Annotated in this window: 22 protein-coding genes and 1 tRNA gene; 19 read left to right on the plus strand and 4 right to left on the minus strand. The window is 46.0% G+C overall.

The features are described from left to right. Positions 1 to 42 precede the first annotated feature (42 nt). From rlmD to ACWQAU_RS11400, 7 genes are all read left to right on the plus strand, one after another. Entirely contained in the window at positions 43 to 1,416 is a 1,374-nt protein-coding gene (rlmD, locus tag ACWQAU_RS11370; RefSeq protein ID WP_003644130.1) for a 23S rRNA (uracil(1939)-C(5))-methyltransferase RlmD, read from the plus strand. 453 nt (positions 1,417 to 1,869) lie between these two features. Then, the gene (locus ACWQAU_RS11375; RefSeq protein ID WP_003641346.1) at positions 1,870 to 2,448 is read left to right on the plus strand and encodes a TetR/AcrR family transcriptional regulator; all 579 of its coding nucleotides are present in this window, start codon (positions 1,870 to 1,872) and stop codon (positions 2,446 to 2,448) included. Positions 2,449 to 2,714: 266 nt separating this feature from the next. After that, entirely contained in the window at positions 2,715 to 5,054 is a 2,340-nt protein-coding gene (locus ACWQAU_RS11380) for a cation-translocating P-type ATPase (protein ID WP_027821303.1), read from the plus strand. A 240-nt stretch (positions 5,055 to 5,294) separates the two neighbouring features. Next, positions 5,295 to 6,611, plus strand: coding sequence for a PTS transporter subunit EIIC (locus tag ACWQAU_RS11385; protein WP_003644132.1), 1,317 nt, complete (start codon positions 5,295 to 5,297; stop codon positions 6,609 to 6,611). Then, entirely contained in the window at positions 6,604 to 7,488 is an 885-nt protein-coding gene (locus ACWQAU_RS11390) for an alpha/beta hydrolase (protein WP_003641349.1), read from the plus strand. Before ACWQAU_RS11385 ends, ACWQAU_RS11390 begins: the two co-directional genes overlap by 8 nt. A 124-nt stretch (positions 7,489 to 7,612) precedes the next feature. Further along, positions 7,613 to 8,491, plus strand: coding sequence for a MurR/RpiR family transcriptional regulator (locus ACWQAU_RS11395; RefSeq protein WP_003644133.1), 879 nt, complete (start codon positions 7,613 to 7,615; stop codon positions 8,489 to 8,491). A gap of 24 nt (positions 8,492 to 8,515) precedes the next feature. Next, on the plus strand, positions 8,516 to 9,292 hold the full coding sequence (locus ACWQAU_RS11400) for a GH25 family lysozyme (RefSeq protein WP_027821302.1): 777 nt from the start codon (positions 8,516 to 8,518) through the stop codon (positions 9,290 to 9,292). Positions 9,293 to 9,447: 155 nt separating this feature from the next. Here ACWQAU_RS11400 and ACWQAU_RS11405 read toward each other — a convergent pair whose 3' ends face one another. Then, positions 9,448 to 9,813: a DUF4828 domain-containing protein gene (locus ACWQAU_RS11405; protein ID WP_003641352.1), complete on the minus strand. Its 366-nt coding sequence runs from the start codon at positions 9,811 to 9,813 to the stop codon at positions 9,448 to 9,450. A 343-nt stretch (positions 9,814 to 10,156) separates the two neighbouring features. Between ACWQAU_RS11405 and ACWQAU_RS11410 the strand changes: the two genes are divergently transcribed. The 4 genes from ACWQAU_RS11410 to ACWQAU_RS11425 all read left to right on the plus strand — a co-directional run bounded on the left by ACWQAU_RS11410 (position 10,157) and on the right by ACWQAU_RS11425 (position 13,018). Next, positions 10,157 to 10,357 (plus strand): cold-shock protein, encoded by a 201-nt coding sequence (locus ACWQAU_RS11410; RefSeq protein ID WP_003638174.1) that lies wholly within the window; start codon positions 10,157 to 10,159, stop codon positions 10,355 to 10,357. A gap of 186 nt (positions 10,358 to 10,543) precedes the next feature. Then, complete coding sequence (locus ACWQAU_RS11415; RefSeq protein WP_003644135.1) at positions 10,544 to 11,551, plus strand: Gfo/Idh/MocA family protein; 1,008 nt, start codon at positions 10,544 to 10,546, stop codon at positions 11,549 to 11,551. Between the two features lie 12 nt (positions 11,552 to 11,563). Beyond that, complete coding sequence (locus ACWQAU_RS11420; RefSeq protein ID WP_003641354.1) at positions 11,564 to 12,898, plus strand: DEAD/DEAH box helicase; 1,335 nt, start codon at positions 11,564 to 11,566, stop codon at positions 12,896 to 12,898. A 47-nt stretch (positions 12,899 to 12,945) separates the two neighbouring features. Continuing rightward, positions 12,946 to 13,018: transfer RNA gene (locus ACWQAU_RS11425), tRNA-Arg, on the plus strand. 162 nt (positions 13,019 to 13,180) lie between these two features. Here the strand turns inward: ACWQAU_RS11425 and ACWQAU_RS11430 are convergent. Continuing rightward, positions 13,181 to 13,621 carry a universal stress protein gene (locus ACWQAU_RS11430; protein ID WP_003643301.1) on the minus strand — a complete coding sequence of 147 codons (441 nt, stop codon included), beginning with the start codon at positions 13,619 to 13,621 and terminating at the stop codon, positions 13,181 to 13,183. Between the two features lie 133 nt (positions 13,622 to 13,754). On the opposite strand from ACWQAU_RS11430, the gene ACWQAU_RS11435 reads away from it, so the two are divergent. Next, positions 13,755 to 15,062 (plus strand): PTS sugar transporter subunit IIC, encoded by a 1,308-nt coding sequence (locus ACWQAU_RS11435; RefSeq protein ID WP_003644138.1) that lies wholly within the window; start codon positions 13,755 to 13,757, stop codon positions 15,060 to 15,062. Next, complete coding sequence (locus ACWQAU_RS11440; RefSeq protein ID WP_076642829.1) at positions 15,055 to 15,921, plus strand: alpha/beta hydrolase; 867 nt, start codon at positions 15,055 to 15,057, stop codon at positions 15,919 to 15,921. Before ACWQAU_RS11435 ends, ACWQAU_RS11440 begins: the two co-directional genes overlap by 8 nt. 149 nt (positions 15,922 to 16,070) lie before the next feature. Here the strand turns inward: ACWQAU_RS11440 and ACWQAU_RS11445 are convergent, their stop codons facing one another. Beyond that, positions 16,071 to 16,271, minus strand: coding sequence for a hypothetical protein (locus tag ACWQAU_RS11445; RefSeq protein ID WP_003643304.1), 201 nt, complete (start codon positions 16,269 to 16,271; stop codon positions 16,071 to 16,073). A 199-nt stretch (positions 16,272 to 16,470) separates the two neighbouring features. On the opposite strand from ACWQAU_RS11445, the gene ACWQAU_RS11450 reads away from it, so the two are divergent. Together ACWQAU_RS11450 and ACWQAU_RS11455 are read left to right on the plus strand one after the other, a co-directional pair. Next, on the plus strand, positions 16,471 to 16,911 hold the full coding sequence (locus ACWQAU_RS11450) for a hypothetical protein (RefSeq protein ID WP_003643305.1): 441 nt from the start codon (positions 16,471 to 16,473) through the stop codon (positions 16,909 to 16,911). Positions 16,912 to 17,344: 433 nt separating this feature from the next. Continuing rightward, the gene (locus ACWQAU_RS11455; RefSeq protein ID WP_003646269.1) at positions 17,345 to 17,908 is read left to right on the plus strand and encodes a hypothetical protein; all 564 of its coding nucleotides are present in this window, start codon (positions 17,345 to 17,347) and stop codon (positions 17,906 to 17,908) included. Between the two features lie 83 nt (positions 17,909 to 17,991). Here the strand turns inward: ACWQAU_RS11455 and gdhA are convergent, their stop codons facing one another. Then, complete coding sequence (gene gdhA / locus ACWQAU_RS11460; protein WP_031263459.1) at positions 17,992 to 19,347, minus strand: NADP-specific glutamate dehydrogenase; 1,356 nt, start codon at positions 19,345 to 19,347, stop codon at positions 17,992 to 17,994. A 258-nt stretch (positions 19,348 to 19,605) separates the two neighbouring features. Between gdhA and ACWQAU_RS11465 the strand changes: the two genes are divergently transcribed. The 4 genes from ACWQAU_RS11465 to larD all read left to right on the plus strand — a co-directional run bounded on the left by ACWQAU_RS11465 (position 19,606) and on the right by larD (position 24,309). Further along, positions 19,606 to 20,781 carry a serine hydrolase domain-containing protein gene (locus ACWQAU_RS11465; RefSeq protein WP_027821387.1) on the plus strand — a complete coding sequence of 392 codons (1,176 nt, stop codon included), beginning with the start codon at positions 19,606 to 19,608 and terminating at the stop codon, positions 20,779 to 20,781. Positions 20,782 to 20,969: 188 nt separating this feature from the next. After that, positions 20,970 to 22,088: a non-hydrolyzing UDP-N-acetylglucosamine 2-epimerase gene (wecB, locus tag ACWQAU_RS11470; protein WP_003646267.1), complete on the plus strand. Its 1,119-nt coding sequence runs from the start codon at positions 20,970 to 20,972 to the stop codon at positions 22,086 to 22,088. Between the two features lie 385 nt (positions 22,089 to 22,473). Beyond that, the gene (locus ACWQAU_RS11475) at positions 22,474 to 23,403 is read left to right on the plus strand and encodes a YihY/virulence factor BrkB family protein (RefSeq protein ID WP_003643314.1); all 930 of its coding nucleotides are present in this window, start codon (positions 22,474 to 22,476) and stop codon (positions 23,401 to 23,403) included. Between the two features lie 189 nt (positions 23,404 to 23,592). Further along, the gene (gene larD / locus ACWQAU_RS11480) at positions 23,593 to 24,309 is read left to right on the plus strand and encodes a D/L-lactic acid transporter LarD (RefSeq protein WP_003643315.1); all 717 of its coding nucleotides are present in this window, start codon (positions 23,593 to 23,595) and stop codon (positions 24,307 to 24,309) included. Positions 24,310 to 24,356: the final 47 nt, after the last annotated feature.

Here is a 24,356-nt window from a genome sequence, read left to right on the forward strand (position 1 = left end):
AAAAAATAATAAGTCACTAACAAAGAAAGCAAGAGGAAACAAATGAAAGTTAATTTACCAGTGCACAAGGGTGAAGTTTTAGACGTCACTATCATGGATTTAACCTATCAGGGTATGGGTGTTGCTAAAGTCGATAATTACCCAATCTTTATCGAAAATGCATTGCCAGAAGAAAAAATTACGGTCAAGGTCACGAAGACGACGAAGAACTTTGCGTTTGGTGATGTGGAAAAGATTAACCAAGTGAGTCCTCATCGGGTTAATCCTAAAGGGCGCGTTTATCGTCAAACCGGGATTGCACCACTACAACACTTGGAATACAGTGAACAATTGAAGTTTAAACAGCACCAGGTGGCCGAATTATTTGCAAAGGTCCACATGGATGATGTCGAAGTTTTACCAACGATTGGTATGGCCAACCCGACGCAGTATCGGAACAAGGCCCAAGTACCCGTACGACAAGTCCAAGGACAACTAACGACTGGTTTTTACAAGAAGAACAGTCATCAATTGATGCCAATTGAAGATTATTATATTCAAGATCCTGCAATTGATAAGGCTATCGTGGTAGTTCGCGATATTTTACGGAAATATCACGAGGCAGCCTACGATGAATTCCATCATAGTGGGACGATTCGGACGATCATGGTACGGCGTGGGTATTACAGTCATGAGATGATGGTTGTTATTGTGACGCGAACGAAACACTTACCAATGGCTGACGTGGTCACACAAGAGATTCAAGCAGCGTTACCTGAAGTTGTCAGTGTGATTCAAAACGTTAATTCTAAGAAGACTAACGTGATCTTAGGGCCAGTTAACAACGTGTTAGCTGGTAAGGCCACTATCGATGATCAGTTACTGGGCCTGACATTCGCCATTTCAGCCCAGTCCTTCTATCAAGTGAACCCACAACAGACCGAAAAGCTTTATCAGTTAGCCATTGATCAAGCTGGTTTGACGGGTAATGAGACGGTGATCGATGCTTATTCCGGTATCGGAACGATTTCGTTAACGATGGCCCAACATGCCAAGCAAGTGTATGGTGTTGAAATCGTGCCAGCAGCCATCGATAACGCACGGCAGAATGCGGATAAGAATGGTATTACGAACGCGACCTTTGTTTTGGATAGCGCTGAAAAAGCCATGGCTAAATGGCAAGCAGATGGCGTTAAGCCGGACGTGATCGTCGTTGATCCGCCACGTAAGGGCTTGGACGCCGACTTTATCAAGAGTGCCGGTGAAATGGCGCCTAAACGGGTGGTTTATATTAGTTGTAACCCATCAACCTTAGTTCGAGACGCCCAACGGTTTGCAGAATACGGCTACCATATTAGTGCCCCGGTCCAACCCGTGGACCAGTTCCCACAAACACCACATATTGAATCGGTAACGGTGTTAGAACGCGAACAATAAGCATTTTAAAACTGGATTATTAATGAAATTATGAAAAGTGTGTTGGGTGCCTGATTATTTGTCGGGTAACCAACACACTTTTTTACTCAGCTTGAGGGCTAACTTTGAATTAGAAGCACAAAATAACCGTTTTTAAGCGCTGATATTGATTTGAATTCGTCCGATTTTAATAGACAGATCATTTAGAATCGGCTAATAAAACAGTTTATTGATAATTATAATTATTGCTTTAAATAATTTAATAAATAATGCGCTGTAATTGCTGTAAACTAGTTCACTGGAGCTGTTTGAGTCAAATTTAGCGTATTAAATTAAATAATTGTATTTATTGGTCAAAAAACACCCACAAAAACCATCAATTGTATTACTTTTGATAAAAGTATGTATTTCATCTCGGTTTTTGACCAGTTTGGGTTATAATGATAAACGAAATAAACCGATAAATGGGGGAGCATGATGGTAAAGAGAAGAACACTGACACAGGCAAAAGTATTAGCAACAGCTAATCAGTTAATTGAAAGCAAGGGAATTAACGGATTAACAATTCGGGATTTAGCGTTAGTTTTGGATGTGCGGCCGCAATCGATTTATAATTATGTTGATAGCTTGAGTGATTTATTAGATCAGGTTGGCCTCCAATTTGTTCAAAATGTTGCGGATCGTTTAACTGAAACAATCTCAGACGTTGACGGTGATGAGGCTTTGATGGCATTTGCTCAAGAATTCCGGGCGGCCTGCAACCAGCATCGGGGGTTGGCACCGTTATTACTTGACTTAAATGATAACCTAAGAATCCCACGGTCTCGTAAAGCAATTGTGCAGTTATACCAGGATATGTTTAAACCATTACAACTGGATGATTCGGCGCGGGTGGAGAATACCTTGTACCGTTCCACGTTGTTCGGATTCATTATCCAAGAGATTGGCGGCTTCTTTAAGATGCAGGGGACTGAACTTGATGAACGGTTCACGAAGGTTATGCAGTTAGCGATTGACCAGACACACTTACCTGCTGATAAGACGAAAAAATAATTTAAGATTCAGTGCGGCTATCTTAGCAGATAGCCGTTTTTTTATAGGTTAAATTCGCCAATATTTAGCAGTAAATGGGGCGTAATACAATAATCTTTGTTAAGGCTGAAATCAAAATCAATAATGATTTATTGAAGTAGTTTTATGATCAATCGTAATGAAAATCTTAATTCTGCATGGTAAACGCTAAATTAGGGCGTTATTTTGGCCCCAGGCTTAAAAAATCGTTTACAATAAGGTTAAAGTTAATTTTAAGGGGGCCCACCATGTCGGAACGTTATTTATCAGCAATTGAACACGGGTTAACGACTAAGCAAGTTGACCAGCGCCTGACAGCGGGTCTAAAGAATGAGCCGTTACCGCCCTTAACGCGGTCTGTTAAACAGATTTTTCGTGATAATTTGCTAACACTTTTTAACTGTATCAATGTTTTGTTAGCCGGATTAGTCTTTTTGACGGGAAGCTATAAGAACATGCTGTTCTTATTCGTGGTCATCGTCAACACGGCCATCGGTATTTTTCAGGAGATTCGTGCCAAGCGTCAGGTCGATAAGCTGGCATTATTATCGGCCACTAAGGTTCAAGTCCGCCGTGACGGTCAAACGGTGGCGATTGGTCAGGACGAAATCGTTCAGGATGATTTACTATTAGTGACCCGTGGCGAGCAGATTCCTGTGGATGGGCTCGTGCGGGCGACCGCTGGATTAGAGGTCGATGAGTCCCAGATTACTGGTGAGGCTGATCCGGTTATTAAGGGGCCGGGTGATGAGCTGGTTTCTGGGAGTGTCATCCTTGGTGGTCACGGAATCGTGCAGGCAACGCAGGTTGGTCACGGCAGTTTTATCAAGCAGATGGCGCGAGCAGCTAAGCAAAAACGGCGGACGCCAAGTCAACTGTTAACGATTATCAATCGAATTATCAAAATTTTGACTTTTACGATTATTCCACTAGGTGCTGGACTGTTCATTTCCACTATGATGCGGGGTGAAAGTCAGAACCGGGCAATCCTCGGGACGGTGGCCGCGATGGTCGGGATGATTCCGGAAGGACTGGTGCTGTTAACGTCAGTCGCTTTAGCTGCTGGGGCGTTCACTTTAGGCCGGCACCAGGTATTGGTGCGGGAGCTACCCGCCATTGAAGCACTGGCCCGGGTCGATACGTTGTGCCTCGACAAGACTGGAACGATTACTAGTGGCAAGTTAGTTTTTGAACGCGTTGAGCCGTGGAACCAGCATGATTTGACAGCAGTGGAGCACCGGTTAGCTGCGTTAGTCACTGCTATTGATGATGATAATGAAACGGCCCGGGCCATCAAGACTGCTTTTGGTCAGCCACCAGTGCAAGCGACAGAAGTTCTTCCCTTTTCTTCAAGTCGTAAGTGGAGTGGGGCCGCGTTTGATGGTCACGCTTACGTTATGGGCGCACCGGAATTTATTTTTACCACGGTACCCAGCGAGTTACAGTCTCGCATCAAAACGCTCGCGCAACAAGGTTACCGGGTATTAGTGTTAGCCGAAGTGGCCGCCTTAACGACGCCCAAACCGACTCGACCGATGACTTTGGGATTAATTCTGATTACGGATGAGTTGCGGCCACACGCTAAGACGACGTTTGGTTTTTTTGCTAATCAAGACGTCGCCCTAAAAGTTATTTCTGGTGATAATCCGGTGACGGTCGCCAGTATTGCACAACGGGCTGAGATCAAGGACGCTGATCGGCTGGTTGATATGAGTCAAGTGGGGACTACCCCCGACTATGATCAGCTAGTGACAAATTATACGGTGTTCGGTCGAGTGACGCCGCAACAAAAAGAGCAACTAATTAAAGCCTATCAGCGCAACGGCCATACCGTAGCGATGACTGGTGACGGCGTTAATGATTTGTTGGCGCTGAAACAGGCGGATTGTAGTATCGCGATGGCGAGTGGGAGTGAAGCCACGAAGAGTTTGGCTGATTTTGTCTTAATCGATTCGAACTTTGATGCGATGGTGCAAGTGCTGAACGAGGGTCGCCGCGTTATCAATAATATTGAACGGGTCGCCGCGCTCTACTTGATTAAGACGATGTATTCGGTCGCTCTGACGTTGATTTTTATCTTCATGAGCCACAGCTACCCGTTTGAGCCCATCCAATTAACACCGATTTCATCGTTGATGGTTGGTATTCCAACCTTTTTCTTGGCGTTACAGCCTGATTATACGCGAATTACCGGGCGCTTTATGAAACAGGTGATGGAGATTGCCGTTCCCGCGGCGATCTGCGTGGTCGGCTATATCATGGTCATCATGGTGTTAGGTAATAAGTTCCAGCTGAATTTCGAAACGACCGCGACATTGAGTGTGTTGATGACCGGGATCTTTAGTTTAAATGCGTTATTGATTGCAGCCCGGCCGTTGAACCGGTTCAAAATTGGGTTAGTCGTGTTAATGGCAACACTGTTCGTCCTAGTCTTTTTGTTTGCCGGCCGAATTTTCTCATTGGTTAATCTATTAGATTGGTCGTTAGCTGTGATTTACCTACCACTGATGATCAGTGCGTATCCGGTGTTCATTGTTCTGCAAAATGGCTTAGGAAAACGCGTTCTCAGCAAGATCAATTGGCGATAATCGATCAAATTTAGGTGACGGGGCCACGCTGCAATTACGGCGTGGCCTTTTTTGGTGTAATCAGATTGCTGTCTCAGCGTAAGCCACACCGTTGTTGACCAGTCAGATTAAATTAACAATCCGATATAAGTATGGTTGATACCAGCATAGCATGTAAATTTATAACAGATTTTAATAGGCAGCAGCGTCTAAAACGGCTTATAATGAAGTTCAGTAGATTACCGGAATGGGGGCGGTATTGTGTGGCTTGATGAACAACGGTTAATTCAACGGTTAGTGCCGCGCTTGTTGCGTTTTCGGCAAACTAACTTCTATCGGATTATTCAACGGACCTTGATGTTGACGTTCCCATTCATTTTGATTGGGACGTTCAGTCAAATCATTCAACTGACCGTGTTGACGAAAACGGGGTTTATTGCCAGTATCTTTCACCTGTCAAAATGGGTCCCATACTATCGTTACTTACACTATCCGTTTGATAGTTTAACAACCTTGACGCTCAACGGTGTGGCCGTAGTAGCAGCATTTGGTGCGGCAAAATACCATGCCAAACTCAATCAGCGCGATGACCAACTAGCGGGATTGACCGCCGCGATTGCGCTATTGATCGTGGCTTATCAGTATACGAATCAAAATCAAATTGGTGTTTTTAACACTTTATTGATCGGGACTAACGGTCTAACGGGCGCATTGATTGTGGGTGGTTTGACCGGCCTGCTCTTCAAATGGTTCAGCAAGCCGGTTCCGGCACAAAGTAGTCCGCATACGGCCGATATCTTGACACGGACTTTCAGTTCACTACTTCCAATGGCCTTAATACTAGTATTGGCCGTGCTAGTGAGCCTCGCTTTGAACTGGCTGATGATTATTACGTACTCTGCTGAAAGTTGGTCGGCATTTCAAAAGTACGCAACGACTAGTCACAGTCTGTGGCTGACCTTTGGCATGGCAGTTGTGACGCTGTTGTTAGAAATTCTTGGACTAGCTGGTCCGTACCAAGAACGCTTGGTGACCAACAGTGCGACAATGACGGCCAATTTGAATTATGCACTCACACATCACTCGGCGTATCACGTGCCGTATCCGTATACGGCCAACACGTTGTATCACGCATTTGGGACGTTTGGCGGAACGGGGATGTTGCTGGCCTTAGTGATTGCCATTTATATCGGTAGCAACAATCATAACTACCACGTAGTCGCGCGGTGGAGTCTATTACCTGCGCTCTTTAATAGTAATGGACCGCTACTGACAGGCTTACCAGTTCTATATAATCCAATCTATCTAATACCATTTGTGCTTGCGCCTGTCGTAAATATGGGACTGGCGGCGCTGGCAATTGGGTTTCATTGGATTCCACCCGTGGTTTATCCGGTTCCCGTGGGTACGCCGGGACCGTTGATTGCCTTTATCGGCACTAACGGTAACGTGGTGGCACTTTTACTTGGTATCGTTGATTTGGCACTATCAGTGGTGATCTATTTGCCGTTCATGCGGTTGGCGGAAACCATTGTGCAGGCGGCGCAAGCACAGGTGGGGGGTGCTAAGCATGTATAATCGACCTAATTGGCAGCGACGGCGGCGAAGTCTGTTAGTGCTTGTATTAGGCTTACTATTTCTGGGCTTTTTGATTCAGCCCTCATACCAGTGGACGAAAACCAACGTGGCTGCGATGGCAGGACGCCATGATTCGCAGATGTCACCAATTATTATGATTCCCGGCAGTAGTGCGACTCAGAATCGGTTTGACACCTTAGTCAAGCAACTTAATAAGGCTGATCATCGTCGGCATAGTTTAATTAAGCTGACCGTGATGACGGATGATACGATTAAAATGACGGGGTCGTTGCGTGCCCGTGATAACGAGCCAATCATCGTCGTTGGCTTTCAAAATAATCGTGACGGCTATGATAATATTAAGCATCAGGCCCGTTGGTTCTCACTGGCCTTTAAGAAGTTGGCTGCCAAGTATCAATTCAATAATTTCAAAGCAATTGGTCACTCGAATGGTGGTCTGATTTATACGTACTACTTTGAACACTATTTTAATCGCGACGATATTAAGGTCAAACGAATTATGACCATTGGCTCACCTTACAATTTCTCAGAAGCTAATTTGAATCATAAGACACAAATGTTAGCTGACTTTATTAAGTACCGCGATCGATTGCCTAAGTCAGCGACAATGTATTCGGTCGCAGGTACCGAAAACTATGATTCAGACGGTCTTGTTCCAGCGCGGAGTGTCGAGGCTGGCAAGTATATCTATCAAGGGCAAGTCAAGCATTTTACAGAGATTACGGTTACTGGTACGAATGCCCAGCACTCCGATTTACCTCAAAATGCGCAAATTGTCACGTTGATTAGAACTTACATGTTGGATAAGCCGAAACAGACTCGTAAGGGCTTAGTATCGACGGGGACTGTCGAATGAGCGGCAACGAGGTTCAGTCGTTGTGGACTGGACAGTGTTCAAGAGTTTGTGACGGTGGCACCTGTGAGGAAGTTTAGGGTGTTATTAAGAATTGTGGTAAAATTTGGTCATGGAGGTGGCCGAAATGTCCACACAATCACCAGTACATCGCAATCGGGTCCTGACTTTAATTCGGTCTTATTATCCGAATTTAAGTGTGACGGACCGCAAGATTGCTGACTATATTATTGCCGACCCAATTAAAACGGCGGCTCAGTCGATTTCAGACTTGGCTGCCGCGGTTGGCGTTTCAACGGCCACGGTTTCACGGTTTGTCAAACGGATTAGTTTTAGTAGCTTCCGTGACTTCTCACGTGAACTAACGGCGGCCGAACCGATTGAACAAACTAATGCGGAAGCTTTTCAAGATGTCGAAAAACAAACGACTTTCAAAGGAATTGCGGAATCAACATTCAATAGTATTCGTAGTTCGCTAGATCAGACAAGTCAGGTAATGACGGAAGCAGATCTCAAGCGGGCGGTGGAATTATTGCTGAATGCTCGCTCGATTGGCTTTTATGGTCTCGGGGGCTCCGCAGTCGCTGCCTTAGATGGGTATCATAAGTTTGTGCGCACCGGTATTCCGTGTGCCCATAATAGTGACTATGATATGCAACTGATGCAAGCGGCTCAGATGAATGCCAGCGACGTGGCAGTGGTTATCTCACATACCGGGCGTAATCAGCAAACACTACAAGTGCTGGCTACCCTGACTTCACAAAGTGTGCCAGTGATCGCGTTAACTAGCTTCGGTAACTCGCCCCTGGCTAAGGACAGTACCGTTGCCTTTATTTCAGTTGCAGAAGAAATTAACTATCGTTCGGAAGGGCTGACTTCGTTGATTGCCCAGATGAGTATTATCGATAGTCTCTTCTTGATGACTGCTGTTCATGGCAATATCGAAATGGCAGAAAGTCTTGGCCGGGTTCGCGAGGCCATTAGTCAAACACGAACGGAGCTTTAATGCTGTAGGCAAAGGATTGATGAGATGACAAAGCGGCAACATTATCGACCAGTATACGCAAAAACGCGGTGGGCGCGGTGGCGTTATCGACTGGGCTGGTTATTAGTTCTATTAGTAATCATTGGCAGCGTTTGGGGCGGCTTGGCTTGGTTACGTTGGCGTAGTGACGCTGTCGTGAGTGGGTTTGATGTCCGTGGGGTTGCTGTGTCACAAAATGACGGTTATTTAGATTTTGCGGCCTTGCAAAATGATGGGCTCAAGTTTGTCTATTTACACGCTACTCAAGGAGCTAGTTATACGGATGATAACTTTGCAAGCAATTATGAACGAATCGTTGGCACAAGTTTAGGTGTTGGCGTAATCCATACGTTTAGTTTTTCATCGACTGCTGCGGCCCAAGCGGCCTATTTCGAGAAAACGGTCGGGGATAGCATCGGCAATTTACCAATTGCGATTCAAGTGCAATACTACGGTGACTACACGGACCAGACGATTGCGGTTCGAAAAAGTCGTGCCAAGCTTAAGGCATTAGTGACCACGTTGAACCAGGATTATAATCGCTCCTGCGTCGTATGGTCAACGCCCGCAGTTGCCAAGCAGATCGTTAAGCCCGCACTAAAAGACACTGACTTATGGCTGGACACGGCGAAGACCCACCAACAGGGACGACGAGTGATGTTTATGCATTATTCCGATCGCGCCGTTTACCGCCAGAACGGGACTCGTCAAGAGTTCGCTGGAATTCTATTCAACGGTAGTGTGACAGCGTACAATAAAGTTGTGGCGCAGGGCTTAAATTAAGGCCTAATCCTTGAATAACTTATTTCGCAAATTAAATTAACAGCTTATTAGCTGCTAGGCTGACTAAAAATAAGTCGCAAGTTCAAGACTCTTCTTGAACTTGCGACTTATTTTGATGGCGACCTATTAAAATCCTTAGGACGTCACTAGCGTCATTAGGTATTTGGCGATAAGATGACATAACTGCGATCATCGGCTTCGTCAAAGAGGGTTACAGGTCGTTGCTCATTAGCCCGCACCTCAAGGTGAAATCCATATTGATCAAGTAAGACGAGCGCACTCGATGAGATGGATTCGACGGTGGCTGGTACCGAGCGCCCGTCGATGCGAATCATCATGTTGGGATCAATCTCCAACGTGTGGTCCCGGTGATGAGCCTCATCACGATAGGTCCAAGTTCCCGCGTAGAAAACCGCTAAGTCACCGTCAGCGATCGTACTAGGGTGCCGTTTGTGGAGTAGTGTACTAGAAAGTCCTGCAAGTAATGATAAACCAAATAATATTGCGCCACGCCGCTTCACTGGATCAACCTTCTTTCTGAATAAATCTATAGTTAAAATATACCACTAAAACGGCGTTAACGTCACGTAATAAGTGGATTCTTATTAAAGCCTTTATGTCACTGTTACCTGCGGGTAATGAACGTAATATTTTATCAATTTCGGAAGGGCGGTAACTAATTTTTTTGAATTAATTTGTGTTCTGATTGGAAATTACTGGGTGAGTGTGTTAATCTATATAATGTGATTGGCATTTATGTGAAGTTTTAAAGTATCATTTAATTGTGTTACCGTAAATTCTTTATAGGTGTTAATAACATGTGTTAGTTACTTTTTATTTTTATATCCTAGGAGGATTTAGTTCATGAAAAATGGTACTGTAAAATGGTTCAATGCTGATAAGGGTTATGGCTTTATTACTGGTGAAGATGGCAACGATGTATTCGTTCACTTCTCAGCTATCCAAACTGACGGTTTCAAGACCTTAGAAGAAGGCCAAAAAGTTACCTTTGATGAAGAATCAAGCGATCGTGGCCCACAAGCTGCTAACGTTGTTCCTCAATAAGCTTAGCTTTTAAAAGGGCTGCCCGTGTGGCGGCTCTTTTTTTATGCGCAAAATAGCGGGTGACTTTTGATCCTTATGGCCCAACTTAACGGCGAAAACTGGTAAAATAGAATTATAAACTAAACGCACGAGTAAGCGCCACCAATCACGACTGGTTGACTAGCGCCGTTGAGAGGAGTCAAATCGATGTTAAAATTAGGAATTATCGGAACGAATTGGATTACACAACAATTTATTGATGCTGCCGCTGCCTCTGGTGAATGGCAATTGACGAGTGTTTATTCCCGCCATGCTGAGACCGCGAAGGCTTTTGCCGCCAAGAATCATGCCGATGAGACTTTTACGGATTTAGATGCATTTTTCAGTCGGGGTAGTTTTGATACGGTCTACATTGCGTCACCAAACAGTCTGCATTTTGCCCAGGCTAAACAAGCAATCGCCTATGGTAAGCACGTCATCGTCGAGAAGCCAGCCGTGGCGAACCAACAAGAATTTGAACAGTTAGATGCCGTTTTAAAGGCTCACCCTGATGTCCTATTATTTGAAGCAGCACGCCAGATTCACGAAGTTAATTTCCAACGCGTCAAGGATCAGATTAAAAAGTTATCCTTAGTTCAGGGTGCGACGTTGACTTACATGAAGTACTCGTCACGGTATGACGCCGTCTTGGCTGGTGAAGAACCGAATATCTTCTCGTTGAACTTTGCCGGTGGGGCGCTTCAGGATTTAGGTGTGTACCTGGCCTACGATGCGGTCGGCTGGTTCGGCATGCCGGAAGAGGTGGCTTACTACCCAACCTTGATTCGAACGGGCGTTGACGGTAAGGGTGTGGCTATTTTACGCTACGCTGACTTTACGGTGACCTTGAACGTTGGTAAGACTAGTAATTCGTTCTTGCCATCTGAAATCAACGGTCTGCGCGACGCTATTGTGATGGATAATCCTGCTGAACTTGGACAAATCACTTATCAAGATAAGGATGGTCAGGAGCATGCGATTGGGGCGCAACCCGATACCAATCCAATGCTGGCCGAGGCGCGCGACTTCGCAACCGTTATCAATGACCCAAGCAATCACCAGACGGAATACTTAGCTTGGCGGCAACTTAGTCGAAATGTTAATAAACTATTATTTAATTTGCGGCAGTCAGGGCACCTATATTTTACGGGTGAAGCCCCTGATACCGATAAATAGAAATGAGGCACTATGTTAGACGTATTTAAAACTAAATTTGCGGCGGCGGGGTTCACCGAGTTGTCGCCGATTCAAACGGCAGTGGCCGAGCCACTTGCAGCTGGTCAATCGGTGTTAGGACTCGCACCAACGGGGTCTGGTAAGACCCTAGCGTTTACGTGGCCAATGCTCGAAGCGTTGCGGGTCGGAGAAGGCACGCAGGCACTGATCTTAGCGCCATCACAAGAACTCGCAATGCAAACAACCAACGTGGTGCGCGAGTGGGGCCAGTTGATCGATGCCAAAGTCCTCGCGATTACGGGGGGGGCTAACGTTAAGCGGCAGATGGAAAAGCTCAAAAAGCATCCTGAAGTAATTGTTGGGACGCCGGGGCGGATTACTAACCTGATTGCGGATGGTAAGATCAAGCTTGGGCATTTGAAGATGATGATCGTCGACGAAGCCGATGAATTACTGACAGATGAAACCTTGGATCAGATTCGTGAAATTCTCGACGCTACATTTGCTGAAACGTTACAATTAGGCTTCTTCTCAGCAACCGAAACTAAAATTTTAGATGAGTTGCCACGCTGGTTTGGTCAGCATGTTGAAAAAATCGATGTGCGGGCCATTGATCAGACCCAGGGGGTGGTTCGGCACCGGACGATGCAAGTGGGTAATCGGCACCGGGTGGACTTACTGAAACGGATTAGTCGTGTTGACCATATGCGGGCCCTCGTTTTCTTCAATAAGATGCAGGAACTCCAACATGTCGCCTTAGAATTACGACACCAGCACGTGAGTTACGTTGCCTTGACCAGTAATCAACGTCAGGTTGAACGTGAAAAAGCGTTGCGGTTATTCCGGCAAGGCAAAGTCGGGCTGTTGTTGACCACTGATTTGGCGGCTCGGGGTCTAGACGTGCCTGAATTGCCAGCTGTGATCAACTATCAGCTACCTAAAGATGTCACGACTTATATTCACCGGAGTGGTCGGACAGGCCGCATGGGTGCTGATGGACTAGTCTTGACGTTCGGTGACGACCATGATGTCCGCGACTTTAAGAAGCTGATGGCGACGACCGACTATGAAATCAAGCCGGGTTACTTGGTTGATTATCATATTGTTGATACGAAACCAGATAAAGTTGTTCCACCGTTAACGTTCGACCATCCAGAAACGGCTGGCAACGCGGCTAACGGTCGGCACCGGGTCGTGAGTGCTGGTCACCCAGATGAGGTTAAACGAGTGGAGACAAGCCGGAAACGGCCCGCTGCGGCAACACCTAAAAAGAAGAAGGGTCACAATAAGCATTCTAAGAAAAAAGGGATGCGCAAGAAAAATCGTGATCGCTTTAGCAATCAGTAATTGCCAAAATGCACAATCCGTGAGATGATATTTTACGGATTGTTAATGGCCTCATAGCACAACTGGATAGGGCACCCGCCTCCTAAGCGGTTGATCCCGGTTCGAGTCCGGGTGAGGTCAGTTGAATATTAGAAAGCACCGTTTCAGGGCAGCGTTTTAGTGACGTTACCTTGGAACGGTGCTTTGGGTTTAAGTAGCCACAAATGATATGAAATCGAAATGAATACTGTATTAGTCTAAACGCCCGCTACCAGTCCAAATGACTAGTAGCGGGCGTTGCGATTAACGAATGACGATGACGTTGCAAGGGGCGTGATCCACGACGTAGCTGGTCGTTGAACCAACGGCTACGCGATGGGGCGAGTTGGTACCAGTGGCGCCGAGCACGATCAAGTCAATTTCGGGATGTTGCTTGGCATAGTCCTCAATGGTGTGTTTTGGAATCCCGTAGCTGATTTCAGTTTTTAAATTCGGTGCGGACGTGGTGGCGACGAATTGTTGTCGCTGCCGCATGGCATCCTTTGCGTGAGCGGCTTCCGCGTCTAGTAATTCAGATAGAACCGGGTCGAGTGCGGGGGTGTGGTAGGCGCTGTCATCCACCACGTAGAGCGCAGTCAGGTTTGCTTGGTGCCGCTGGGCAATGTTGACCGCTTCAGTAAAAGCGGCTTGTGCAGCATCGGAACTGTCAACGGGTACTAAAATATTTGTGTAACGGCTTGGCATTATAACCACCTCCAGTTATCTTTACGATAATTATAATGGATTAGTGTTGGGCAATAAAATTAAACGCACCTAGTGGGCAAGGTCGATGAACTAGCGTATATTATAGACAGTAAATTTCTTTTGGGGGTTAGGTATGTTAAAGCATGTACAGAACAGCCTATTGACCTTTGAACGGGTCGTTGAGCGGCAACGTTATTGGCGCGCCTTACGTGATACGTTGACGCTGCTTTTTCCATTCGCATTAGTTGGGGCGTACGTTAGTTTTATGAACCAGGCAATCTTTCAGCGCAATGGTTTTTTGAATCATATTTATTATCTCAGTCACTGGCTGCCGGGGTTTAAACATTTGGCAACTTACACGACGATGCTTAATCTGAGTATCAACGGCATCCTTGCCGTGATTGCGGCTTTTTCAGCTGCTAATTTTGTTGCGCGGAGTGCCCAGCGTGACAATCTGTTAGCGGGATTGACGGCGGCAATTAGTTTTATCATGCTTAATATCAATTATAATTTTTTTAGTACCCAGGGTCAGCCTGCTGGCAGTCGGTTTTTAGAAGATAATTTGGGAACTCAGGGCATCTTCCTCGCACTATTGGTGGGCCTGTTGACTGGTTGGTTGTTCAGTCATTTGACACGGTATCCACACATCCACCAGGAGATCGAGACCCAGACCCACTTGCTAGCGCGGGCACACGCGAACTGGTTACCGATAGTCGCTGCTTTGCTGGTGTTCAGTGCCATCGGGTATGGTGTTAGTTTTGTCAGTAAAGGGGGATTAAACGGCCTGTTTTACGCGGTCTTCACCTTACCATTCAGTAATCCGGGGGCGTCGCTACTAGCGATAATTGGCGTGGCATCACTCAGCAATTTATACTGGTTAATTGGGATTATCGGTCCGGTTGACTTTAGTGGTAACAGTACTACGAGTACGGTTCAAAATTTGGAATATGCGTTGCAACACGGTTCGGCGTGGGGCGCGCCAAATCCAGTAACGCTCCATACGTTATTTGATGCGTTTGCGAACGTAGGTGGTCCCGGAATGACGTTAGCGTTATTGATTGCAATTTTGTGGCGTTCACGTAACCGTAATTATCGAACGGTGGCCAAGACCAGTGCCTTGCCAGTACTGTTTAATATCAACCAACCGTTGCTCGTCGGCTTACCGATTGCTTATAGTCCGATTTTAGCGATTCCGTTTCTATTAGCGCCACTGGCTAGCATGGTCATCACGTGGTGCGCGTTGAAGCTTCAATGGATGCCGCCGGTCGTTTATCCGGTTGGTAGAACGATGCCGGGCTTCTTGACCGGTTGGCTGGGAACTGGTGGCGACTGGCGGGCCTTCATCGTTAGTCTGATTAATATAGCGGTAGCCACAGCAATCTACTTGCCATTTGTCCTATTGGCAAACCAGGTTGAGGAGGAGGCGCAGGCGGATGCTTAAACGATATTGGTGGCGGTGGCTTCTTGGAATCGGTTTGTTAGTCGGGATCTGTTGGCCGGCCTACACGTGGAGTCAAGCGAATATCAAGACGCTGAAAAACACTGGTCGGACGCGGATGGCACCAGTTATTATGGTCCCCGGATCGAGTGCGTCACAGAACCGGTTTGATAGTTTGATTACCGAGTTGGGGAAGGAAACGCCGAAAAAACACAGTGTATTGAAGCTGACAGTTCAGACGGATGGGATAATTAAGTATAGTGGTTCGATTGCTGCTAATGATAATGAGCCGTTCATCGTGATTGGCTTCGCGAATAATCGTGATGGTAAAGCTAATATTGATAAGCAAGCTGTCTGGTTGAATACGGCATTCAAGGCGTTGGTCAAAACGTATCACTTTAATCACTTTTATGCGCTAGGTCATTCCAATGGTGGCCTCATTTGGACCCTCTTTTTAGAGCGCTATCTAAAGGAAAGTCCGAAGGTTCATATTGACCGGTTAATGACGATTGCCTCGCCGTACAATATGGAATCGACAAGTACGACCGCCAAGACGAGCATGTTCAAGGAACTTTACCGTTATCGGACTGGTTTGCCGGAATCGTTAACCGTTTACTCGATTGCGGGGACGGAAAACTATACCAGTGATGGGACGGTGCCGTATAACAGCGTTAACTACGGTAAGTACATCTTTCAAGATCAGGTCAAGCATTTTACGGAGATTACTGTAACGGGGGCGAATACGGCGCACTCCGATCTACCACAGAATAAGCAAATCGTCAGCCTGATTCGACAGTACTTACTGGCTGAAACGATGCCTGACAAGGTTCGTCAAAAAAACGCACAACGGGTACAAAATTAGTTACGTTGTGTGGCAGTGATACTGCTGTTAAGACAACACTGGTGAGCGATCTGGTTAAGAAAGTTATACATGCAGTGAATAGAACGACAAAAACGATTAGCGTCTCGTAACCGGGACGCTAATCGTTTTTTAGTTAGATTTGCAATAAATTAATGATGATGCCTGGCGTTGTGTGAGCGGGCTGACCGTTTCGAGTAGTGGTGCTTCGACGGCTTCGCCCGGTGCTTGACTCGCATTGTGACACGGGTTCCCCGAACTCGCAAGGCTTGTGCATTGGTTGCCGGCAGGGTCAGTAAACCGCCACAGACGGCCAGGATGACGAGCACTGGTAATCCTCGGTGGATCGACATGATAGAACGCCCCCCTTAACTAAAATCCTTATTTAGTGTATAAGTAATTCGAGTCAGCGTCAACCTAAGGTCCGTTACTGACTTTACAAAACGTTAACGGCATATTAACGGATTATTCACAAAAAGCCGGCAAATTTGATTGTATTTTGCCAAGTTTTCCTTTATGGTGGGAGTAATATATAAAAGGGAGTTTGGCTAAATGAATATTGAAATCTTAAACTCAGCAATCCAAGACTTACATTTCCAAATCGTTTATGATCGTTCTGAAGACGATGACAATCCTGGTCAGGGGCAATTCAGCTATACGACCGCCAATCCAGATGTTAAGAAGACGTTTGGCGATGACGTTGTGCAGGCTCAATTACAAGTGACCTATAAAGAAGAAATGTTCGACTTATCCGCGACCGTTTTTGCGATTGTACGCCTAAGTGGTGAGATGGTGGGAATTATTGAACGTCAATCTGACAACAAATCAATTGAAGACGACGAACAAGAAATGTTGAACAATTTGAATGGTGCCATCATTCCAGCGTTGTCTGCCAAAGTCCGGGCCTATGCAGCATTATTGTCAACTGAAGCTAGCAACTTTGCCATCATGCCAGCTGACTTTGATGATAGCCAGCCCAATGATGCTGAATAAGCGTAATCCAAGAGCTTGTCAAACTGGCAAGCTTTTTTTGATGACTTAAGGAATGAGTTCTAGCGTTGTGTAACCGTTAACAAAGGTGCTATAATAATGATGGTCAGAGTTGACTAGGCAACTGCGGTTGCAATGACGAGGTCAGAAGGTCTGATTGGTGACTTCAGCAATTATTACTTTGATCCAGGCTTATCGGAATGGTTCAAAGCGGGGGTGACCGCAAGTCGGTCAGCACACATAGGGGCAGTGAATATTGACACATAGTTTGAGCCAAGCTGGTAAGTATCGTGGTGGCCAAGTTACGCTGTAATTTGGCCGCTATTTTTATCTTATTTTCAGCCGAACACTGCGACAAAAAATGAAAACTGTCGTGATGAAATCACTGTAAATTGTCACATGAAAGCGTATACTGACGGTGAGAGGGGTGAGCGTTATGTTTAAACCAATGGCATCTGTTTTTACGAACCATCAAATTGCGGGTCATTATCGGGCCATTGAGCGGGCGCAAAAGTGCGTGGTCCCATTTCATTTTGAGATTCAGGGACAGGAGTATCCAAAGCCAAAACCAGAACGTAACTGGTTACGGCGCTTATCGGGGACGTCGAGCGAAAAGTACGCAATGGTCGAACTGACCCCGACAAAGGTCGTTTTGTGGTCACCAGAAGGACGCAATCTGGGTGAAATGCCACTGAGTGCGGTGCGGCGAATTCAGATCGGTGCGATTCGGTGTCACGTAACGGAAGGACTCGACCCACGCCACGCATTTCGGGCGACGATCTTTGTGCTGACTGATAGCGGTAATTATTATTTTGCTAATTCTGATATGGAAGTTTTACCGGCGATTTGTAAGTTCGCCCATGAACATCAAGTGCCGGTAGAAGACCCACTGCGGTTGATTCCGCTTTTGAAGGTCGGCTGGCGGGTCGCGGCCGTGACGTTACATGAAACCTACGCGCAACTGGTTGCGCACACGGGTTATCCGGCTGATAAGGTTTAACTTAATTTTATGATTAATAATAATGAAAAACGGACTGTCGATAATGACAATCCGTTTTTTTGATGCGATTAAATGTAGTTGGCTTAAACTAAGCCTTGCGCTAACATGGCGTCAGCAACTTTTGTGAAGCCAGCAATGTTAGCACCACTCAGGTAATCACCGCTAACGTGGTATTCGTCGGCAGCGGCAACGGAGTGTGCAAAGATATCTTGCATGATTTGCTTGAGGCGATTATCGACTTCTTCAAAAGTCCAGCTCAAACGCATACTATTTTGGCTCATTTCAAGGGCGGAAACGGCAACGCCACCAGCATTGGCAGCTTTGGCCGGACCATATAGCAAGCTGGCAGCTTGGTATGCCGCAATGGCTTCTGGACTGCTAGGCATGTTAGCCCCTTCGGCAACGACCTTGGCACCATTGGCAATCAAGTTCTTGGCTTGATCACCGCTGATTTCGTTTTGGGTGGCGCAAGGTAACGCGATATCATAAGCTACTTGGGCGTCCCAGACGGAACCTTCGTAATAGCTGGCACTGGCTACACGGTCGGCATAGTCTTTGATGCGACCACGTTCAACTTCCTTGATCTGCTTCACGATCTTGAAGTCGATACCGTTTTCGTCAATAACGTAACCGTTTGAGTCGGAGCAGGTAATCACCTTGCCACCGAGTTCTTCAACCTTTTGAATCGCGTAGATGGCGACATTACCAGCACCAGAAATGGCAACGCGTTGACCAGGGAAGGAAAGTTGGTTGGCCTTGAGCATTTCGTTGGTATAGTAGGCGAGACCATAACCGGTAGCTTCAGTCCGGGCTAACGAACCGCCATAGTTCAAACCTTTACCGGTGAGTACGCCGCGGTCAGCGCCCCGGAGTCGCTTGTATTGGCCGTATAAAAAGCCAATTTCGCGGCCACCAACACCGATATCACCAGCAGGAACGTCGGTATCGAGACCAATGTACTTGCTCAGTTCGGTCATGAAACTCTGACAGAAGCGCATAATTTCGTTGTCTGATTTGCCCTTAGGGTCGAAATCAGAGCCCCCTTTACCACCGCCGATTGGCAGGCCAGTCAGGGCATTTTTGAAGATCTGTTCAAAGCCCAAGAATTTGACGATACTCAGATTAACGGATGGGTGTAACCGTAAGCCGCCCTTGTATGGACCGATTGCTGAGTTAAATTGTACTCGGAACCCACGGTTGACTCGTGCATGACCAGCATCGTCGAGCCAAGGAACCCGGAATTGAATAATCCGTTCTGGTTCGGTCAAACGTTCCAAAATATTGGCTTCGATATATTCTGGATGTTGTTCGAGGACTGGCGTGATCGTTTTGAAGACGTCGTTGATGGCCTCTAAAAATTCGGTTTGGTTCGGATCACGGTGTTCAATGACTTGGTAAACGTGTTGGACATAATCAGTTGCTTGACTCAATATGATCATCCTTCCTTGAATAAGTTAACTATAATCTTCATTTTAATGGTCACGTTCGGAAATTGCACGAGTTAAATTAACTAAATTTTGATGAATTTTTAGTGATTGTGGTAAAACCGTGCTGTTGATAGCGCTTGCGATTTGGTTCGGCGGACTAACAATAATTCGCATTTTAATGCAAAGTCAGAAGTGAGGGCGTATGCTTGTGACAATTAAATAGTAGTCAAGTCAGATTTGACGGGCGACTCATCAGGAACAGGGGGGATCATGATGAACAAACGGCGTTGGTTATTAAGTTTATTGCCAATCTTACTGGGGTTGATTGGCGTGGGTGTGTGGGGATCACAGCAATTAGGTCAAGGAGCACAGCAAGTGACACCAAAGACAATTAAAGTACAGCAGGCAGCGTCAAAAATCAAATCCGCGACGAAAAAGCAAACGACGACTAAGCCTAAATTGAAGCCCGGCCAGCTTACTGAGGCCCAGGCAATCAAGCAAATCGATCAGTTGATCAAAAGTCATCATATTATGGGGACACTATTACTGACCACGAACGGTCCGGCGGGGGTCCGGGTTCGAACGTATGGTTATGCGGATGATGCCAATCAAGTCCGCAATACTGCGACGGAGGCTTATCCATTAGCGTCATTACAAAAAGCTGTGACTGGCGTGATGATTCAAAAACTGATCAATCAGGGTAAGTTGAGTCTGACGACGAAGCTGAGTCACTTTTACCCGGAAATTCCGTACGCCAATCAGATTACGGTACGTGAACTATTAGACCATCGTTCCGGTATTCGGATGACTGAGATAACACCAAAGACGATTTTACCAACGGAGACGGCGCGGCTGAACTTTACACTGCAACATTTACGGTCGACGAATAATCATGCTTATGCCTATTCCAACGCGAACTTTACCTTATTGGCAGGGGTTATTCGCAAAGTGACGCATAAATCCTATCAGGCGGCTTTGACTAATGACATCATTCGGCCATTGGGATTAAAACATACCTATGAATATAACGATATTCCGGGCAATGTGATCAACCCGACTTCGTATCGCTTGGCTAATGGGTTTGGTCAGAGTGGCATCATTTCTAAGCCGTTACAATCTAGTGAATTAGGCTGTGGTAGTCTATATATGAGTGTGGGGGATTATTATAAATTTATGTATGGGCTTCAAAGCGGCCAGCTAGTTGGCGAAGCCGGTTTAAAGTCACTTGCGAATAATTTTCAAATTAAATATTCGGCAGGCGTTTATTACCAGGCAGGCCAGTTGATTCGAGTGGGTGGCAATGACAATAATTTTCATAGCTACTATATGGGGTCGCGAAATGCCAAAGTCGCCTTAGTCTTATTTGAAAATCAGGGTGTTTTTGGTGGTGACAACCAGGTAGCGTATAAGATTCGTGATATTTTATTGAAGACGGTACCTTTTTAGAAACGGTACGGGCTGAACATCATCTTAATTGCGGGAGAACGTGTGCCTGCAATCAAGGTGGTGTTTTTGCTTACCCGTCCGTTTGGCTGAATCCTTGAAAATAACTAAACTTTTACTCGAAATGATGGCGCCACGACGTAACTAACGCTATGATGAGATTAGAAACTAAATGATGCAGGTGAAAGTTAATGACAAAACCAATTAAGGTAATGACGATTTTCGGCACGCGGCCAGAAGCAATTAAGATGGCGCCCATCGTGTTGCAGTTGCAGCAACAGCCACAATTTGAACCGGTAACGGTGGTGACGGCTCAACACCGCGAGATGTTAGACCAGGTGCTCACGATTTTTCACATTACGCCGGACTATGATTTGAATATCATGAAGCCTAATCAGACGTTAGCTGGTATCACCAGCCGGGTACTGACGAAGTTAGATGCAATTATGGATACAGTCAAGCCTGATATCGTGCTGGTGCATGGTGATACAACCACGACGTTTGCAGCTAGTGTGAGTGCTTTTTATCATCAAATCCCAGTCGGACACGTGGAAGCGGGGTTGCGGACGTGGCAGAAGTACTCGCCATATCCTGAAGAGATGAATCGGCAGCTGACCGATGTGCTGGCCGACATGTACTTTGCACCGACCGAATTAAGTCGGCAGAATCTATTGAAGGAAAACCATCCGGATACGGCCATCACGGTAACGGGCAATACGGCCATCGATGCCCTAAAACAGACGGTTTCGATGGACTATCAACACGCTGCGCTTGATTTGATTCAGCCTGGGCACCGGATGATCTTACTCACGATGCATCGGCGTGAGAATCAGGGCGCCCCGATGGAAGCGGTCTTTGTCGCCATCAAACGAGTGGTTGCTCAGCATCCCGATGTCGAAGTGGTCTACCCAGTACACTTGAGTCCGGCAGTGCAGACAGTCGCTAAACGTATCCTCGGCCATACCGATCGCATTCACCTCATTGACCCGCTCGACGTGCTTGATTTCCACAACATGGCGGCGCGCAGTTACTTCATTATGACGGATTCGGGTGGGGTGCAGGAAGAAGCCCCGTCACTGAATAAACCGGTGCTCGTATTGCGTGATACTACTGAACGACCGGAAGGGGTCACCGCGGGGACGTTACGATTAGTCGGCACTGATGGTCAGCAGGTTGCGGCAGCGATGACCAGTCTGTTAGATGATTCCGCAGCGTACCAACGGATGGCAGACGCTAAAAATCCTTATGGCGATGGTCATGCTGCGGAATACATCTTACAAGCGATTATGAAAAAAATTGGTACACATTAAAATTATTTACATTTTTGTATAAACAGTGTAATATTAAGCACTGACATAGTGATAAAAATTTTCACTTCTCCTGTAAAGATGTGAAATTAGTGAAGTAGCCGGAGATGGATGCCGCGGGGGTATCAATACCGGTTATTTTTTTGCGTTAAAATCTAGATGGCCCGGTACTACTGAGTGTCTAGGCAGCTACTTGATTTTGTCAAAGTGGCTGACGGCCGGAAGATAAGCAGATTTTACTCGTCAGCGGCTAGGTATTGCCATCAATTGATCTGATTGGACCGACTAGTCTATTCGCCGAAAGCACTAATCCTAGTATAAAAGGTGTTTCCCACGGCATTCCATTGTATAATTGTAAATACTATAAGTGAGCGTTGAGGATAAATGAATGAATTTAAAAGCCCGTTACCCTAAAATTACGAAAAGCCTGGAAATTATTATTCGGCGGTATGGACAAGCCAATGTCAGCAATAATGCGATTGTGCTGGCCTACTACGCGTTAATGTCGATTGCCCCGATAATCTTGATTGCCGGAAACCTCATAGCCCGGTTTGATTTGAAGTCTGGACAGATTTTAGCGTACGCTCAGGAAGTTATTCCTAGTAATGTCTACCAGACGTTTAAGCCGATTTTAGTTTCATTTCTGTCTAGTGGCAGCAGCAGTAGTTTGTCAATTGGGATTTTGGTGACAGTCTGGTCGGCGTCTAAAATCATTGCGGCAATTCGCAGGAGTCTAAATGAGGCGTACGGGGTCACGGATGCCCAAAATGCCGTATGGACGCGAATTATTGCCTTTTTCTTAACGTTGGGACTATTACTCCTCATCGTAGGGCTGGCGATTTTCTTCACGTTGAGTCAGTTGATTCTAGACGTAATCTTGAATTTGACGAATCTCACGCGTGCCATCATTCCGAATTGGATCAATCAGTTGTTGGAAAACAAAAACTTGATTACCTTTGTTGGGATGTTCGTCGTCGCCATGTTGTTGTATTACTTTGTACCGAACGCCAAGGTAAAATTGCGTTACATTTGGACGGGGGCGTTAGTCACGACGATTGGTTGGATCGTGATCTCGCAAGGGTTCCGGGTGTACATCGAATTATTTGCTAAACGGATTACGACTTACCAAACGATTGGGAGTTTAATTGTACTGATGTTCTGGTTGAATTTTTCCGGGATTCTCTTGATGTTTGGTGGTGTCGTCAATGCGTCGGTGCAGGAATGGTTTGAGCATAAGATTGAGCCAAAGTCTCCACGGATGATTCGTCGCATTCGGCGACAATTCTTCAAACGCAAAAAAACGACTAAAAAAGAATAATCAGAACCTTTTAATTGAATCCGAACGTTTAATCCTGTAAAATCAAAACTTTTTGCGATTTACATATTAAACGATTCGGATTTTGTGTATAATGGTGTTCGTGTGAAAAAAGTGCCGGTGCTTTCTGAAAGTAAGTGGCGTCTATTTCAAAATAAACAGGCGTAACAACGCCACAGGAGGAGAAAGATAGTGATTCATCAGCTTTTGGCAGAGTTCATGGGAACCGCCTTGATGATTATTTTTGGTGTCGGTGTACATTGTAGTGAGGTTTTAAAGGGGACCAAGTATCGCGGTTCCGGCCATATCTTCGCAATTACAACATGGGGTTTTGGGATTACAATTGCCCTCTTCATTTTCGGCAATGTCTGCATTAACCCGGCCATGGTATTAGCCCAATGTATTTTAGGGAACCTTTCATGGTCATTGTTTATCCCGTATTCAGTTGCAGAAGTTTTGGGTGGGGTCGTTGGTGCCGTGATCGTCTGGATCATGTACGCGGACCATTTTGCCGCTTCTGCTGATGAGATTTCCCCAATTACGATTCGGAACTTATTCTCAACCGCACCCGCTGTGCGGAACTTACCACGGAACTTCTTCGTCGAATTCTTCGATACATTTATTTTTATTTCTGGGATTTTAGCTATTTCTGAAGTGAAGACGCCGGGGATCGTGCCGATTGGTGTTGGGCTCTTAGTCTGGGCCATTGGGATGGGTCTAGGTGGCCCAACCGGATTCGCCATGAACCTTGCACGGGACATGGGTCCACGGATCGCCCATGCCATCTTACCAATTAAGAACAAGGCTGACAGCGACTGGCAATACGGGATCATTGTTCCTGGGATTGCACCTTTCGTTGGGGCTGCTTGTGCAGCGTTGTTTATGCATGGATTCTTTGGGATTGGGTAGTAATATCCAATTGGCAGCTGTGTTAAAAATTTGTATTAAATCAAAAT

The organism is Lactiplantibacillus sp. 3062 (genome assembly GCF_055413545.1).

What these genes read in the sequence shown, in the direction of transcription:
- ACWQAU_RS11380 (WP_027821303.1), top strand. Translation starts at nt 2,715, where the DNA reads ATGTCGGAACGTTATTTATCAGCAATTGAACACGGGTTAACGACTAAG.
- ACWQAU_RS11475 (WP_003643314.1), top strand. Translation starts at nt 22,474, where the DNA reads ATGAATTTAAAAGCCCGTTACCCTAAAATTACGAAAAGCCTGGAAATT.
- ACWQAU_RS11465 (WP_027821387.1), top strand. Translation starts at nt 19,606, where the DNA reads ATGATGAACAAACGGCGTTGGTTATTAAGTTTATTGCCAATCTTACTG.
- ACWQAU_RS11375 (WP_003641346.1), top strand. Translation starts at nt 1,870, where the DNA reads ATGATGGTAAAGAGAAGAACACTGACACAGGCAAAAGTATTAGCAACA.
- gdhA (WP_031263459.1), bottom strand. Translation starts at nt 19,347, where the DNA reads ATGATCATATTGAGTCAAGCAACTGATTATGTCCAACACGTTTACCAA.
- ACWQAU_RS11440 (WP_076642829.1), top strand. Translation starts at nt 15,055, where the DNA reads ATGCTTAAACGATATTGGTGGCGGTGGCTTCTTGGAATCGGTTTGTTA.
- ACWQAU_RS11435 (WP_003644138.1), top strand. Translation starts at nt 13,755, where the DNA reads ATGTTAAAGCATGTACAGAACAGCCTATTGACCTTTGAACGGGTCGTT.
- ACWQAU_RS11455 (WP_003646269.1), top strand. Translation starts at nt 17,345, where the DNA reads ATGTTTAAACCAATGGCATCTGTTTTTACGAACCATCAAATTGCGGGT.
- rlmD (WP_003644130.1), top strand. Translation starts at nt 43, where the DNA reads ATGAAAGTTAATTTACCAGTGCACAAGGGTGAAGTTTTAGACGTCACT.
- ACWQAU_RS11430 (WP_003643301.1), bottom strand. Translation starts at nt 13,621, where the DNA reads ATGCCAAGCCGTTACACAAATATTTTAGTACCCGTTGACAGTTCCGAT.
- ACWQAU_RS11395 (WP_003644133.1), top strand. Translation starts at nt 7,613, where the DNA reads ATGTCCACACAATCACCAGTACATCGCAATCGGGTCCTGACTTTAATT.
- ACWQAU_RS11415 (WP_003644135.1), top strand. Translation starts at nt 10,544, where the DNA reads ATGTTAAAATTAGGAATTATCGGAACGAATTGGATTACACAACAATTT.
- ACWQAU_RS11410 (WP_003638174.1), top strand. Translation starts at nt 10,157, where the DNA reads ATGAAAAATGGTACTGTAAAATGGTTCAATGCTGATAAGGGTTATGGC.
- ACWQAU_RS11445 (WP_003643304.1), bottom strand. Translation starts at nt 16,271, where the DNA reads ATGTCGATCCACCGAGGATTACCAGTGCTCGTCATCCTGGCCGTCTGT.
- ACWQAU_RS11390 (WP_003641349.1), top strand. Translation starts at nt 6,604, where the DNA reads ATGTATAATCGACCTAATTGGCAGCGACGGCGGCGAAGTCTGTTAGTG.
- ACWQAU_RS11420 (WP_003641354.1), top strand. Translation starts at nt 11,564, where the DNA reads ATGTTAGACGTATTTAAAACTAAATTTGCGGCGGCGGGGTTCACCGAG.
- wecB (WP_003646267.1), top strand. Translation starts at nt 20,970, where the DNA reads ATGACAAAACCAATTAAGGTAATGACGATTTTCGGCACGCGGCCAGAA.
- ACWQAU_RS11400 (WP_027821302.1), top strand. Translation starts at nt 8,516, where the DNA reads ATGACAAAGCGGCAACATTATCGACCAGTATACGCAAAAACGCGGTGG.
- ACWQAU_RS11450 (WP_003643305.1), top strand. Translation starts at nt 16,471, where the DNA reads ATGAATATTGAAATCTTAAACTCAGCAATCCAAGACTTACATTTCCAA.